Annotated in this window: 14 protein-coding genes; 5 read left to right on the forward strand and 9 right to left on the reverse strand. The window is 62.9% G+C overall.

The features are described from left to right. Nucleotides 1-100 precede the first annotated feature (100 nt). The 3 genes from dsbG to dsbD are packed head-to-tail and all read right to left on the reverse strand — an operon-like array spanning nucleotide 101 to nucleotide 3,407. Complete coding sequence (gene dsbG / locus ACVWVP_RS13315) at nucleotides 101-862, reverse strand: thiol:disulfide interchange protein DsbG (RefSeq protein ID WP_457406400.1); 762 nt, start codon at nucleotides 860-862, stop codon at nucleotides 101-103. After that, nucleotides 838-1,680, reverse strand: coding sequence for a TlpA disulfide reductase family protein (locus ACVWVP_RS13320; protein ID WP_259174180.1), 843 nt, complete (start codon nucleotides 1,678-1,680; stop codon nucleotides 838-840). The genes dsbG and ACVWVP_RS13320 overlap by 25 nt, the downstream gene beginning before the upstream one ends. After that, nucleotides 1,680-3,407 (reverse strand): protein-disulfide reductase DsbD, encoded by a 1,728-nt coding sequence (gene dsbD / locus ACVWVP_RS13325; protein ID WP_457406402.1) that lies wholly within the window; start codon nucleotides 3,405-3,407, stop codon nucleotides 1,680-1,682. The genes ACVWVP_RS13320 and dsbD overlap by 1 nt, the downstream gene beginning before the upstream one ends. A 174-nt stretch (nucleotides 3,408-3,581) precedes the next feature. Here dsbD and ACVWVP_RS13330 point away from each other — a divergent pair, with 174 nt between their 5' ends. From ACVWVP_RS13330 to ACVWVP_RS13350, 5 genes are all read left to right on the forward strand, one after another. Then, a complete protein-coding gene (locus tag ACVWVP_RS13330) occupies nucleotides 3,582-4,265 on the forward strand; it encodes a response regulator (RefSeq protein ID WP_176998046.1) in 684 nt (227 codons plus the stop codon). Continuing rightward, nucleotides 4,262-5,584: an ATP-binding protein gene (locus ACVWVP_RS13335; protein ID WP_457406404.1), complete on the forward strand. Its 1,323-nt coding sequence runs from the start codon at nucleotides 4,262-4,264 to the stop codon at nucleotides 5,582-5,584. The genes ACVWVP_RS13330 and ACVWVP_RS13335 overlap by 4 nt, the downstream gene beginning before the upstream one ends. A 125-nt stretch (nucleotides 5,585-5,709) precedes the next feature. Then, entirely contained in the window at nucleotides 5,710-6,477 is a 768-nt protein-coding gene (locus tag ACVWVP_RS13340) for an N-acetylmuramoyl-L-alanine amidase (RefSeq protein ID WP_457406406.1), read from the forward strand. Between the two features lie 247 nt (nucleotides 6,478-6,724). After that, the gene (locus ACVWVP_RS13345) at nucleotides 6,725-8,119 is read left to right on the forward strand and encodes an aspartate aminotransferase family protein (protein ID WP_178921316.1); all 1,395 of its coding nucleotides are present in this window, start codon (nucleotides 6,725-6,727) and stop codon (nucleotides 8,117-8,119) included. An 82-nt stretch (nucleotides 8,120-8,201) separates the two neighbouring features. Then, nucleotides 8,202-8,423 (forward strand): MbtH family protein, encoded by a 222-nt coding sequence (locus ACVWVP_RS13350; RefSeq protein ID WP_135292242.1) that lies wholly within the window; start codon nucleotides 8,202-8,204, stop codon nucleotides 8,421-8,423. 122 nt (nucleotides 8,424-8,545) lie between these two features. Here ACVWVP_RS13350 and ACVWVP_RS13355 read toward each other — a convergent pair whose 3' ends face one another. The 6 genes from ACVWVP_RS13355 to minD all read right to left on the reverse strand — a co-directional run bounded on the left by ACVWVP_RS13355 (nucleotide 8,546) and on the right by minD (nucleotide 14,457). Continuing rightward, complete coding sequence (locus tag ACVWVP_RS13355) at nucleotides 8,546-10,714, reverse strand: mechanosensitive ion channel family protein (RefSeq protein ID WP_457406410.1); 2,169 nt, start codon at nucleotides 10,712-10,714, stop codon at nucleotides 8,546-8,548. A gap of 72 nt (nucleotides 10,715-10,786) precedes the next feature. Further along, nucleotides 10,787-10,963 (reverse strand): hypothetical protein, encoded by a 177-nt coding sequence (locus ACVWVP_RS13360; protein ID WP_176998052.1) that lies wholly within the window; start codon nucleotides 10,961-10,963, stop codon nucleotides 10,787-10,789. A 209-nt stretch (nucleotides 10,964-11,172) separates the two neighbouring features. After that, nucleotides 11,173-12,462, reverse strand: a complete 1,290-nt coding sequence (locus ACVWVP_RS13365) for a M18 family aminopeptidase (protein ID WP_176998053.1) — start codon at nucleotides 12,460-12,462, stop codon at nucleotides 11,173-11,175. A gap of 195 nt (nucleotides 12,463-12,657) precedes the next feature. After that, nucleotides 12,658-13,293 carry an RluA family pseudouridine synthase gene (locus ACVWVP_RS13370; protein ID WP_307390791.1) on the reverse strand — a complete coding sequence of 212 codons (636 nt, stop codon included), beginning with the start codon at nucleotides 13,291-13,293 and terminating at the stop codon, nucleotides 12,658-12,660. Nucleotides 13,294-13,386: 93 nt separating this feature from the next. Beyond that, a complete protein-coding gene (gene minE, locus ACVWVP_RS13375) occupies nucleotides 13,387-13,641 on the reverse strand; it encodes a cell division topological specificity factor MinE (protein ID WP_010208824.1) in 255 nt (84 codons plus the stop codon). Between the two features lie 3 nt (nucleotides 13,642-13,644). Further along, on the reverse strand, nucleotides 13,645-14,457 hold the full coding sequence (minD, locus tag ACVWVP_RS13380) for a septum site-determining protein MinD (protein ID WP_016970146.1): 813 nt from the start codon (nucleotides 14,455-14,457) through the stop codon (nucleotides 13,645-13,647). Between the last annotated feature and the right edge of the window lie 121 nt (nucleotides 14,458-14,578).

Below are 14,578 nucleotides of genomic sequence, written 5' to 3' on the forward strand. Positions count from 1 at the left end.
CGGGCCTCATCGCAGGCAAGCCAGCTCCCACATTTTGAATTGCGAATACATTCAAATGTGGGAGCTGGCTTGCCTGCGATGGCGTTTGCCTAGGCGCCGCTTATTTTGGCCCCAGGATCTTCACCAACTTATCCGGCGACGGCGCCCCTTGCTGCTGCTGAAGCCCACCCTTGTCGTCCAGATAGAAAATCGCCGGCGTCGCCGACAATTCCAGCTCATCCATCAACTTCATGTTGGCATCCAGCTTGGCTTCGATATCGGCCGGGATCTTGTCCAGTGCCTGCAACTTGCTGCCTTTGCCAGCGGCTTCGTGTTCTTCCAGGGCTTTTTGCGGGTCTTTGGCGGCGAACAGCGCGGCGGATTTGCCCGGGCTGTCTTCGCGGATGATGCCGACCATGATGTGGCGCAACTGCACCTTGCCGGCCTTCACCCACGGGCGAGCCTGTTCCCAGAACATGTTGCAGTAGGGGCAGTTGGGGTCGCTGAACAGGTAGACGATGCGCGGCGCTTTCACGTCGCCATCCTGGATCCAGCTGCTTTTTTCCATCTTGGCCCAGACTTCCTTGGCCATCGGCGCGTACACCAGTTTGTCCAGGGGCGCGCTGCTCAGGTCATTGCCCTGGGCGTCGTACAGGTTGCCGGCGATTACACTTTTGCCGTCGGCGGTCAGGTACAGCGCCATGCCCCGGTTCTGGTATTGCGCGGCGTAGCCGGTGAGGCCGCTGGGGGCGTCGAATTTGCCGAGGATCTTGGCCCCCTTGGCCTCGATCTGTTTGATCGGAGCGGGCCACTCTTCGGCCTGGGCCAGGGTGGCCGCGAGCGTCAGCGGCAGCGAGATCAGCAGGTGGCGGAGGCTTGGCATGTCGGTTTCCTTATTGTGGCGTCGAAGGGTTCCATGGCACGGGCCAGGCTGGCCTGGGACAGTTCGCCCAGATGGCTGTTGATCAGCCGCCCATCGGCTTGGTAGAAGAGGGTAGTCGGCAACGCCATGGAGCCCACGGCCTGGCCGAGGCGGCCGCTGGCGTCGAACAGCACGTTGTCGAGGGTCAGGCCCTGGGTGGCGAGGAAGGTGCTGACGCTCTGCATGCTTTCGGCCTGGTTGACGAACAGGAAGGTCACGTCGGGGCGTTGGTGTTGCGCGCGCTCCAGCACCGGCATCTCGCGCCGGCACGGCGGGCACCAGGTGGCCCACAGGTTGATCACCAACGGGCCGCCTTTGTAATCGGCCAGTTGCACCACGTCGCCATTGGCATTGCGCAAGGTGATGTCCGGCAGCTGCGAGCCCTTGTCGTAGAGGCTCAGGGACAAACTGGTCAGGCCCCAGAACACCAGGCCGGTCACCACCCCGGCACCCAGCGGCTTGCGCAGGGCCGGGCGGCGCCAGCCGTAGGCCAAGGCACCGAGTATCAGCACGATCACGCCGGGCCAGGCGAGGAAACCCCCGTCGCGCAGGTCGACCATCTGCAGCCAGTCGTTGCGGTAATCGCTCCAGTACATCAGCACAAAGCTGATGCGCGCCGCCAACATGCCCAGCAGGAACAGGCTGAACAGCACCGATTCCGGGTTCTCACCGCCACGCTTGGCCACGCGCCAGCCCACCACGGTGGCCAGGATCAGCGCGCTGATCAGCAGGATGTGATTCAGGGCGATGGCGAAAGTACCGATGGTCAGGGTCAGCATCAGCGCGCGTCTCGGGTTTGCGTCCAGCGTTGCAGGAAGGCGGCGGCATCCACTTCGCCGGTGATGCGTTGGGCGCGGCGTTCTTCACCGTCCGGGCCGATCCACACAAAGCTTGGCGGCCCTGGCACTTTGTAGCGGCCGAGCAGCTCGCGGCTGGCGGCGTTGTCGGCGGTGACGTCCAGGCGCAGCAGGCGCACGTCCTTGAGGGCGTCCATCACCTCAGGTTTACCGAAGACCTGTTTTTCCATGATCTTGCAGGACACGCACCAGTCGGCGTAGTAGTCCACCAGCACCCATTGGCCCTGGGCCTTGGCGGCGTCGAGCTGGCTTTGCAGCACGGCCGGGTCGTTGATCGTCATGAAGGCGTCGTGGGCGCTAGGCGCAGCCGCCATTTTCGAGCCGCTGTAGACCTTCAGCGGTTGCCACAGATCATCGCTGCCACCGGCCGCACCCACCACCAGTACCGCGCCCCACAGGCCCAGCACCAGGGAGCCGGCACCGAACACCTTGGCGGCCAGGCCGTATTCGCGGGCCAGGGTCCAGCCGCAGTAGGCCATCACCAGCGCCAACACGCCCCACAGGCCGAGCCACAGGCTTTCGCCGATGACCGGGCGAATCATCAGCACGGCAGTGCCCAGGAACAGGAAACCGAAGACGCCCTTGAGCACGTTCATCCAGGTGCCCGGTTTGGGCAGGAAGCGGTTGCCCACGGTCACCAGCAGCAACAGCGGAATGCCGATGCCGATGCCCATGGCGAACAGGATCAGGCCGCCGTGCAACGCGTTGCCGCTCTGGGCGATGTACAGCAGGGCGCCGGCCAGGGGCGCAGTCATGCACGGGCCCACCAGCAGGCCGGACAGCGCGCCAAGGATGCCTGCACCCACCAGGCTGCCGCCGCTTTGCTGGCGGCTGACGTTGTCCAGGCGATCACGCAGGAAGGCGGGCAGTTGCAGTTCAAAGAAGCCAAACATCGGCAGGGCGAGGATCACGAAGAGCGCGGCGAAACTGCCAAGGATCCACGGCGTTTGCAAAAGTGCGGCCAGGTTGCTGCCGGCCAGCGCGGCCAATACACCCAACGCTGCATACACCAGCGCCATGCACACCACGTAGCTGCTGGCCAAGGCGAAACCGCGACGCGGGCTGGCGCCACTGCCTACCACCAGGCCGGCCAGGATCGGCAGCATTGGCAATGAACACGGGGCAAATGCCAGCAACAAGCCGAGGCCAAAGAACACCAGCAGGCTCCAACCGAGGCTGCGCTGTTGCAGGCCGCTGGCCAGGCTCTGGTCCTGGGCTTGGGCGGTGGCAGCCACGGCAGGGTTGCCGCCCAGGTCCACGGTGATCGATTGCGGCGGGTAGCACAGGCCAGCATCGGCGCAGCCTTGCCAGCCCAGCTTGACCTGACCGGTGGCCCCGGCCGGGATCTTCACTTCCAGGCCCTGGCGATACACTTGCTGTTCGCCAAAGAATTCGTCGCTGTGGGCTTCACCTTGGGGCAGCGTCGGTTTTTCGGCCAGGCCGTCGAACTTCATGCGCTGCTGGTACAGGTAATAACCGTCGGCAATCTGCCAATACAGCTGGGTTTCGCCACTTTCCAGGCGTTCGGAGGTAAAGGTGAAGGCTTTGCCCACCGGGAGGAAGTCGGGTTTGGTCTCAAACGGATTGCCCGGCGCTGCCTGGGCGAATCCCGCGAACAACACCAGCAAAAAGGTAAACAGATGCCGCATGGTCAAGCCTTAGTTCGTTGCAAGTCAGCACACAATGTGTGGCGTTGATTAACCGATGATTAACCAAGGCTATTCTAAAGTGTAGGGAAAGTCTGAGCGCGCCTCTTTTCACGGCATAATCGGCGCTTAATCCGTGGCCTCTTTAATCCTCCCATCTTTCATGAAGGGTTCAGCATGCACGTACTGGTCTGTGAAGACGACGAACTGATCGCCAGCGGTATCGTGGCCGGCCTCACCGCCCAGGGCTTTACCGTGGAGCGCGTGGGTACAGCTTCTGCCGCGCGCGCGATGCTCAAGGCGGCCACGTTCGACATCATGGTGCTCGACCTTGGCTTGCCCGACGAAGACGGCCTCAAGCTGCTGCAGCAACAGCGCAGCCAGGGCCTGGAGATTCCGGTGCTGATCCTCACCGCCCGCGACTCGGTGACCAACCGTGTCGACGGCCTGCAAGCCGGTGCCGACGACTACCTGCTCAAACCCTTCGACCTGCGCGAACTCGCTGCGCGCCTGCAAACCCTGCTGCGGCGGGTGGCGGGGCGCAGCGTCAACCTGATCGAGCATGGCCGCCTGGCCTATGACCCAAGCAGCCGCGAGACTTTCCTGGGGGGCGAGCCGGTGGACCTGTCCCGCCGCGAGCAGGCGCTGTTGCAAGCCCTGCTGCACAACAAGGGCCGCGTGCTGTCCAGCGAACAGCTCAAGGACAGCGTCTACGGGTTCAATGACGAGCTGGAAAGCAACGCGCTGAACGTGCACATCCACCACCTGCGCCGCAAATTGGGCAACGGCATCGTCGAAACCGTGCGTGGCCTGGGTTACCGCCTTGGGCCGGCAGATGCGGGTGGAGAGGACGCTTCGTGAAAAGCCTGCGCCTGCGCCTGACGTTCAAGCTGGGCGCTGCCTTTGTGTTGATCTGGGCCCTTGCCGCTGCCTGGATGCTCAACGACCTGCGCAACCAGATGATGTTTTCCCTCGACCAGCGCCTGGTGGCGTCGGCGCGCATGGTGGCCGGGCTGACCGAGCAGATGCCCGGCCTGGCCAGCGTGAGTGGCGGCACGCATCTGCGCACCGAGCAATTGAACGTGCCGGGCGGCATGGCCTGCCAGGTCAGCTCCCTGCGCGGCGAAATCCTGGCGCGCAGCCACACCACGCCGGATGAAGGGCTGGAGTCACGCAAAAGCGGTTTTCGCGACCAGATGATCGATGGCGTGGGCTGGCGCAGTTTCACCCTGTCCCGGGGCGACCTGCTGATCACCACCGCCGACCGCCAGGTGGAGCGTGAGGCGCTGAACCTGTCGATCCTGCTCGCGGCCTCGGTGCCGGTGGGCGTGGCGTTGCTCGGTTGCCTGTGCTTGCTGTGGCTGGGTATCGGCCAGAGCCTGCTGCCACTCAACCGCATGCGAGACGCCTTGATGCGCCGCAGTGCCGATTCCCTCGAACCGCTGCAGATCCATCCGTTGCCCAGCGAGCTCAAGCCGCTGCTCGACACCCAGAACCAACTGCTGCAACGCATCGCCAAGACCATCGAGCGCGAGCGCCGCCTTACCGGTGATGCCGCCCATGAGTTGCGCAGCCCGTTGACGGCGATCAAGACCCACCTGCAAGTGGCGCGCATGACCGACGGCGCCGCGCGGGATCAATCCCTGGCCCACGCCGAGGAGGGGGCCGACCGCCTGCACCGCACCCTCGAACAATTGCTGCTGCTGGCGCGGGTGGAAGGCAGCCTGTCGTTCGACGACGGCTTGCAGTCCAGTGCCGAACAAGTAGCACGTCTGGCGATCCAGGACGCCAACGCCGGGGACAACTCGCGCATCGACCTGATCCTGCCGGAAGGTCTCAGTGACCGGCCGGTGGAAATGCCCGTGGGCCTGGCGGTTGCGGCCCTGCGCAACCTGCTGGACAACGCCTTGCGCCACACGCCAGCCGATACCCGCGTGGAACTCAGTGTGTCCACCGACGCCGAGCACGTGGTGTTCCGCGTGCGTGACCACGGCAAGCAGATCTCTGCCGAAGACCTGCAGTACCTCACCCAGCGTTTCTGGCGTAATGGCAACAGCGAAGGCTGCGGCCTGGGCCTGGCCATCGTGCAAGCGATTGTGCAGCGCTGCTCCTGCTCGCTGAAGTTCGACAGCCAGCCCGATGGCCTGCGGGTCGACCTGGGTATGCCGCTGCGTCGCTGATCAACGTTCTTTCAGGTGCCAATTAGTTACTGCCCGCTTGAGGTTCAACGCTTCAGGATGGCGGTAATTTTTTTGTGCTTGAACGGGCCGAATGAGTCGGCCTGTAGTGAAAAGGACGGCTTTTTATGTTGGTCATCGATACCAGTTTTCCTGCCATCGGCTTCAACGAACGGTGCGGTGAGCCCGTGCAGCAGGTGATTTTGCATTACACCGCGGCGCCCTTTGCGTCATCCCTGCGCACCCTGACCCAGGACGGGGTGAGTGCGCATTACCTGGTGCCCGACCCGGAAGAGCCCAGCTATCGCGCGGCTGGCTATGACGAGTTGCGTGCGTTCCGCCTGGTGGAAGAAAGCCAGCGAGCCTGGCATGCCGGGGTCAGCCACTGGGACGGGCGCGACAACCTCAACAGTCGCTCGATCGGCATCGAGCTGGTCAATCTGGCGCGGGATGACGCGGGCGTCGTCACCTTCCCCGCGTACGCCGAGGAACAGATCGAGGTGCTGACCGCGCTGCTGCGCGACATCGTGAGTCGCTACCCACAGATAGAGCCTGTGGGCATCCTAGGGCATTCGGATGTGGCGTATGGGCGCAAGAGCGATCCAGGGCCGAGGCTGCCGTGGTGGCGTCTGCACGAAGCAGGCATCGGCGCCTGGTTCGATGAGACGACGCGGGCAATGTACCAGCGCCGGTTTTGCGTCGGGTTGCCGCCAGAGGTGGAGCTGGAGCGGGCGTTCCAGCGCTATGGGTATGCACCGGCGAAGAATCGGCAAGGCTTTGAACAGCGCACGCGGGCGTTTCAGATGCACTTCCGGCCCCGGGATTATTGCGGTTTCCTGGACGCGGAAACCTGCGCGATTTTGTACGCACTGAATGAAAAATACCGAGGTCTCTAACGTCTGGCTCCTACGGGTCTATGGATTCACACCGTCCAAATGTGGGAGCGGGCTTGCCCGCGAATACGGTGGCCCAGACAACATTTCTGGTGGCTGACACTGCGCCTTCGCGAGCAAGCCCGCTCCCACCTCTGGATCTTCACCCCTCAGTTAAAGATCAGTGGCCACTAAATCCCTCCCGCGCTGATGCGTTTCCAGAACAGGAAATCCGTGCGCATGCCCCTTGGGCCCGATGAGGGATCTTGTAATGTCCGTCGCTATCAGCCATATCGAAGACACCCCGCTTCAAGAAACGCTTTACCAGTTTGACGAGTCCCCGCTGCTGGCCCGTCAGCGCCAGCAGGAGTCCAACGCCCGCAGCTACCCTCGGCGTATCCCCCTGGCGCTCAAGCGCGCCAAGGGCCTCTATGTGGAGGACGTGGAAGGTCGTCGTTTCATCGACTGCCTGGCCGGCGCTGGCACCCTGGCGCTGGGGCATAACCACGCGGTGGTGATCGAGGCCATTCAGCAGGTGTTGAGCGACGAATTGCCGTTGCACACCCTCGACCTGACCACGCCGGTCAAGGATCAATTCGTGCAGGACCTGTTCGGCCTGCTGCCGGCCGAGTTGGCGCGCGAAGCGAAGATCCAGTTCTGCGGCCCCACGGGCACCGATGCGGTGGAAGCTGCGTTGAAACTGGTGCGCACCGCCACCGGTCGCAGCACCGTGCTGTCGTTCCAGGGCGGTTACCATGGCATGAGCCAGGGCGCGTTAAGCCTGATGGGCAGCCTGGGGCCAAAGAAGCCGCTGGGCGCACTGCTCGGCAATGGCGTGCAGTTCCTGCCGTACCCGTACGACTACCGCTGCCCGTTTGGCCTGGGCGGCGCCGAAGGGGTTCGGGTGAACCTGCATTACCTGGAAAACCTGCTCAACGACCCGGAGGCGGGCGTCTTGCTGCCGGCGGCGGTGATTGTCGAGGCGGTGCAGGGCGAGGGCGGCGTGATCCCGGCCGATCTCGACTGGCTGCGTGGCCTGCGGCGCATCACCGAGCAGGCGGGTGTGGCGTTGATCGTCGATGAAATCCAGAGCGGTTTCGGCCGCACCGGCAAGATGTTTGCCTTCGAGCACGCCGGGATCATCCCGGATGTGGTGGTGATGTCCAAGGCCATCGGCGGCAGCCTGCCCCTGGCCGTGGTGGTGTACCGCGACTGGCTCGACACCTGGCTGCCAGGCGCCCATGCCGGCACGTTCCGTGGCAACCAGATGGCGATGGCGGCGGGTTCGGCGGTGATGCGCTACCTCAAGGAGCACGACCTGGCGGGCCATGCCGCCGCCATGGGCGAACGCCTGGGTGAACACCTGCGCATCCTGCAACGGGATTTCCCGCAACTGGGGGATATCCGTGGCCGTGGGCTGATGCTCGGCGTGGAGCTGGTGGACCCGAACGGCAAGCCCGATGTTCAGGGCCATCCACCGGTGCATCGCCAACTGGCACCGCTGGTGCAGCGCGAATGCCTCAAGCGCGGCCTGATCCTGGAGTTGGGCGGGCGCCATGGCAGCGTGGTGCGCTTCCTGCCGCCGCTGGTGATCACCGGCGCCGAGGTCGACCGCGTCGCCGAGATTTTCGGCCGGGCGTTGGCCGCAGCGGTCGCCAGCCTCTAATTTTTTTGCCGTTTGGTACGTTTCTACAGATATCAGCGCTGCGCAGTGTGCGCAGCCAGCCTTTTTGCGATGGAGAACAGCAATGACCTCAGTATTTGACCGCGACGACATCCTGTTTCAGGTAGTGGTCAACCACGAAGAACAGTATTCGATCTGGCCCGACTACAAAGCCGTGCCGGAAGGCTGGCGCACCGTGGGCAAGAGTGGCCTGAAGAAAGAATGCCTGGCCTACATCGAAGAAGTCTGGACCGACATGCGCCCGTTGAGCCTGCGCCAGAAGATGGACAGCGCCGCCCTCGCCTAAACACCACCCATCCCATGTGGGAGCTGGCTTGCCTGCGATAGCGGTGTGTCTGGGCCAAATCTACTGGCTGGCCCACCGCTATCGCAGGCAAGCCAGCTCCCACATTAAGGTTGCGTTGCCTTTTAGGTGTTCTTCTCTTTTTCCAGCCCGCCAGAAGCCCCCGTCACCACCTGCACGCTCAAGCGCGGCGTCGCCAGGTCCAACCCCGCTTCATCCAGATGCCGCTTCAACGACAAGTTGAACGCCCGCGACACTTCCCACTGCTTGATCGGCGCCGTCTTGAACCGGGCGCGCAGGATCGCGCTGCCCGACTCGAAACTCTCCACGCCCTGGATCTCCAGCGGCGACCAGATATTGCGGCGTTGCAGCGGGTCGTTGCGCATTTTCTGGCCGACGTCGCGCATCAGCTTGATGGCATCGTCGATTTCCATGTTGTACGGGATCGCCACCCGGAAGATCGCGTAGCCGAACTCCCGCGAGTAGTTCTTGATGCTCTTGATCTCGCTGAACGGGATGGTGTGCACGATGCCGTCGATGTCCCGCAGGCGTACAGTGCGGATGGTCAGGCCTTCGACCGTGCCGAGGTGACCGCCGACATCCACGTAGTCATCGATGGCCAGGGAGTCTTCGATGATGATGAACAAGCCGGTGATCAAGTCTGCCACCAGCGATTGCGCACCAAAACCGATGGCCAGGCCGATCACACCGGCACCGGCCAGCAGCGGCGTGACGTTCATGCCCATGTTCGCCAGGGCGACGATGGCGGCGATGATGAAGATGGTCACGAACAGCACGTTACGGATCAACGGCATCATCGTCTGCGCGCGCGCGTTGGCCAGGCCTTTGCGCGAGCGGGTGAGGGCATGGTGGATGGCGGTGTCGCTGAGGATCCAGATCAGCCAGGCAAACAGCAAGGTCCCGGCTAGGCCGAACAGCTTGACGCTGACTTCATGGCCATCGCCTTCGGTAAAACGGATCAGTGACAGGCCCCACACCCGCAGGCCCAGTTCGATAAACACCAGCCACACCATCAGGTGCGCCAGGGTGTAGACAAAGCTTTTAAGACGTTCGGAGTACAGCGCATGGCGCTTGTGGCCGCGTTGCGGCTTGAGGGCGTGGCGGCGTACCAGGCCGTTGATCACCATGCACAGCACCAGCAACACCGTGCATAACAGCGACTGACGCAGGGCGGTGCTGGTGTCGCCGGCCGACACGAAGGTGGCGAACAGCGAGATGCCCACCAGCAGCAGGGCCGGGATGTACCAGAACGAGCCGATGATCTCGATGGTGTCACTGAGGGCGCGGCGGGTCAGGCGACGCGACAGCGGCTGGTTGCGGATCAGGTGGGCGATGGGGCGGCGGAAACGCAGGATGAACACGCCGGTAGACAGCGCTGCCATCACATTGGCCACCGTCGCGGCCGTGTGGGACAAGTGCTGGCCCAGGGCCTGGACCAGTCGCGGGTCGCTCAGGGCTTCACCAAAGGCGGCAAAGCTGCCGATCCACCACAGCGGGCGGAAGGCCTGGTGGCGCAGGATGTACAGCGCGCGATGGCGGTGCGGGCCGTCGAGCAGGGAAAACGCGATCACACAGATGGCCGAGAAGCAGGTGCCCACCACCAGCGCGTAGGCCAATACCATCGCCAGGGACTTGCCCAGGGAGGAGGGCAGGGCGTAACTCAGGTACACCGTGATCACCAGGGCGATCAGCCACGGCCCCAGTTTGCGCAAGGCGAAACGCACCATATCCCAGGTGCGCGGGTGCTGCGGCAGTTCTTCGGGCAGGCCGAAGCGCTCGCGCACCCGGTGGCTGAGCCAGATCAGCGCGGCGGCCAGCAAGCTCCATACGGCCAGGATCAGGGCAAAACCGAAAATGATCGGCAACCATTCGCTCGCCGGCAACATCAGGGCGTCAAGTTCGTCCTTGGCCTGGTCGATTTCATTGGACCAGCGCCCCAGCGGGCTGTCGGCCCCGGAAAACTGCGCTTCGAGGTTGGCCAGGGTGCCGCCGATCAAACCCAGCACACCTTCTTCGGTGGCCGGTTGGGCTTTTTTCGTGGCTTCACGGAGTTTTTTCAGGTCGCTCAGCAGCTGGGTGCGCTGTTGGTCGTTTTCCAGGGTCTTGATCACCTCGTCCAGCGACTGCCCCAGCGGCACATCTGCCTGGGGTTGGGACTTGGTGGCGTTACCCAGCAGACCGGGCAGGCTCACGGCCTGGGCAGGCGCGAGCGGCAGCAACATGAGCAGGGTGATCAGCAGGGTGCAGGGCAGGGCGAACAGACGGGAGAACACTAGGCGGTCAACCTTGGAAACGACGGGTTGATCGAGTGTACGAGGCCGCTATGCCAGATGCGAGTGCATTTGTCATTCCGCCAGTTTGGCGAGGATCTTGTAGACCACGGTGCCCAGGATCAGCAGCATGCCGATCCACATGCCAAACACGCCCAGGGGCTTGTCGCGAAAGTTGAAGCCCGTCGCCAGCAGGATCATGCCGATCAGGATCGGGATAAGCATGGCGTGGAACGAGGACATGGAGATCATGGGACGACGGCCTTGTCGGAGTGGGAATACTGACAAGTCTAGGTCGGATTACAGAAAGTGCAGGTGATGTAGATCAGGTGTACACAACACTAAATGTGGGAGCGGGCTTGCTCGCGAATGCAGGGTATCAGTCAATATAAGTGTGACTGATCCACCGCTTTCGCGAGCAAGCCCGCTCCCACATTTTTTGACCGTGTCAGCCCAAATTATTAGGGCAAATCACGACTGGCGTAAAACGCCCCCAACACCTTCACCAGATGCGCCAAATCATGGCTGCCGCACAACTCACGAATGGAATGCATGGCAAACGTCGGCAAGCCGATGTCCACGGTGCGCACACCCAAATGGCTGGCGGTGATCGGGCCGATGGTGGAGCCGCAACCCATGTCGCTGCGCACCACGAAGCTCTGCACCGGCACTTCCTGGGCCATGCACAGGTGGCGGAAGAAGCCTGCGGTTTCGCTGTTGGTGGCGTAGCGCTGGTTGCTGTTGACCTTGATCACCGGGCCGGCATTGAGCTTGGGGCCGTGGTTGGCGTCGTGCTTCTCGGCGTAGTTGGGGTGCACGCCGTGGGCGTTGTCCGCCGACACCAACAGTGATTTCTGGATGGTGCGTACGAACTCATCACCTTCGGGCAGCAGGCGGCGCAGGGTCTGTTCCAGCATCGGGCCGTCGGCACCGCAGGCCGAGCAGGAGCCGACTTCTTCGTGGTCGTTGCACACCAGCACGCAGGTTTCGTCGCTGTCGCTGGTGAGCAAGGCCTGCAGGCCGGCGTAGCACGACAGCAGGTTGTCCAGGCGTGCGCCGGCGATGAAGTCGCCATTGAGGCCGATCACTGCGGCGCTCTGGGTGTCGTAGAAGCTCAGCTCGTAGTCGAGCACCACGTCGGCGTTCAGGCCGTGTTCGCGTGCCAACTGCTCGGTGAGCACGGCGCGGAAGTCCACGCGCTCGTCACCGGCAAATTGCGCGAGGATCGGCGGCAGCTCGGTCTGGGCATTGATCGCCCAGCCCTGGTTGGCTTCACGGTTCAGGTGGATGGCCAGGTTGGGGATGATGGCGATGGGCAGCTTGAAGTCGATCAGCTGGCTTTCGACCTTGCCGTCACGGCGGAAGGTGACGCGGCCGGCCAGGGACAGGTCGCGATCGAACCACGGCGCCAGCAGCGCGCCGCCGTAGACTTCCACGCCCAACTGCCAGAAGCCCTGGCGTTGCAACTCGGGCTGGGGCTTGACCCGCAGGCACGGGCTGTCGGTGTGGGCGCCGACCAGGCGAATCCCGCCCAACAGTGGCGAGTGGCGGCCCAGCTTGAAGGCAATGATCGAGGAATCGTTACGGGTGACGTAATAGCGACCGTTGGCTTCGGTGGCCCAGGTTTCGCGCTCGTCGAGCCGCTGGTAACCCGCCGCTTCCAGGCGCTGGGCCAGGGCAGCAGTGGCATGAAAAGGAGTAGGGGAGGCCTTGAGGAAGTCGATCAGGCCTTGATTCAACGCTTCGCGCATAAATAGCTCCAGACAGCAGTGCGCGGAGTTTACCGTATTGGCTCTACATTTGAAGTGAAGCTACCTTCTTGAGCACAACACAAAACCACTGTGGGAGCTGGCTTGCCTGCGATAGCGGTGTGTCAGTTCCACATTTTTTGCAGAAAGACCGCTATCGCAGGCAAGCCAGCTCCCACATTGAATGCGTTTGCAGCTTTAGAAGGGAGCAGGGCACTCGAAGCGCAGGCGTTCGCCACTCTGAGGATGGGTGAAGCTCAGCATGCTTGCATGCAGGCACAGGCGCGGCCAGGCGGCCAGGGCTTGTTCGTGGGCATAAAGGCCATCACCCAGCAGCGGGTGGCCGATGGACAACATGTGCACGCGCAGTTGGTGCGAACGCCCCGTGATCGGCGTCAGTTCCACGCGGCACCAGTCGCCGCAACGTTCCAGCACCTTCCAGAAGGTCAGCGCATGTTTGCCGAACTCATGGTCCACCACGTGGCGTGGCTTGGTCGGCGGGTCGTAGCGCAGGGGCAGGTCGATGCTGCCGCTGTCCAGCGCCGGTTGGCCCCAGGCCAAGGCGGTGTAGGCCTTTTCGGTTTCGCGGTCATGAAACTGGCGGGACAGTTCGCGGTGGGTATCGGCGTCCCGGGCCAGCAGGATGATCCCCGAGGTTTCCCAGTCCAGGCGATGCACGATGCGGGCTTCGGGGTAGCCGTTTTCCTGCAGGCGGGTGATCAGGCAGTCCTTGTTGTCGTCGGCGCGACCGGGCACCGAGAGCAGCAGGGTGGGCTTGTTCACCACCAGGACGGCGGCGTCCTGATGCAGGATATGAATATTGGACAGCGGCATCAAACAGCCTCGTAACAAACGCCAACGGCGGCACGGTCACCGGTTCCCTTGCGGGATCCTGTGACCGTGCCGCCGTGGCGGCCGCCTGTTCGATCAACGATCAGGCAGGGTGATATTGAGTTCCAGAATCGAGCAGCTGCCGTCGTTTTCCAGGGCGACATGCACATCGTCGTTCCCGATATTGACGTACTTGCGGATCACCTCGACCAGTTCCTTCTGCAAGGCTGGCAAGTAGTCCGGCGTGCTGCGTTGGCCGCGTTCGTGCGCCACGATGATCTGTAGACGCTCTTTCGCTACCGACGCGGTCGTTGGCTTTTTGTTGGCGCGAAAGAAGTCGAGAAATTTCATTGTTTAGTTGCCTCCAAAGATACGCTCGAAGAATCCCTTCTTCTTGACATCGAGGAAGCGATGTTCCACGGACTTGCCCAGCAAGCGGTCGACGGCATCGCTGTACGCCTGGCCGGCGTCGCTCTGGTCGTCGAGGATGACCGGAACACCTTGGTTGGAGGCTTTGAGTACGGCCTGGGATTCAGGGATCACGCCCAGCAGGGTGACGGCGAGGATTTCCTTCACGTCTTCAACGCCGAGCATTTCGCCGTTGCTGACGCGCTCAGGGTTGTAGCGGGTGAGCAGCAAGTGCTCCTTGATCGGGTCTTCGCCTTTTTCGGCGCGCTGGGACTTGCTGGCCAGCAGGCCCAGCATGCGGTCCGAGTCACGTACCGAGGAGACTTCCGGGTTGGTCACCACGATGGCTTCGTCAGCGAAGTACATCGCCAGGTGCGCACCGGTTTCGATACCGGCCGGCGAGTCGCACACCACGTATTCGAAGGTCTCCTTGAGCTCGGCCAGGACTTTGCCTACGCCTTCTTTGGTCAGCGCGTCCTTGTCACGGGTCTGGCTGGCGGCCAGCACGTACAGGTTCTCAAGGCGCTTGTCCTTGATCAGGGCCTGTTGCAGGTTGGCTTCGCCGTTCACCACGTTGACGAAGTCGTACACCACGCGGCGTTCGCAGCCCATGATCAGGTCGAGGTTACGCAAACCGACGTCGAAGTCGACGATGACTGTCTTGTGGCCGCGCAGTGCGAGGCCGGTACCGATAGCGGCGCTGGTGGTGGTCTTACCCACACCACCCTTGCCGGATGTAACCACGAGAATCTTGGCCAAGGTGTTTCACCCCTAAGGAAAAAGGACTTTTCGGTCCCTGAAAAACATCTCTTGGAACTCGCTGCAGGCGGACAGCCTTGTAGGAAAAATAATTCCTACACAAGTAATGCCGGTTTCGCTG

Source organism: Pseudomonas sp. TE24901 (genome assembly GCF_054058375.1).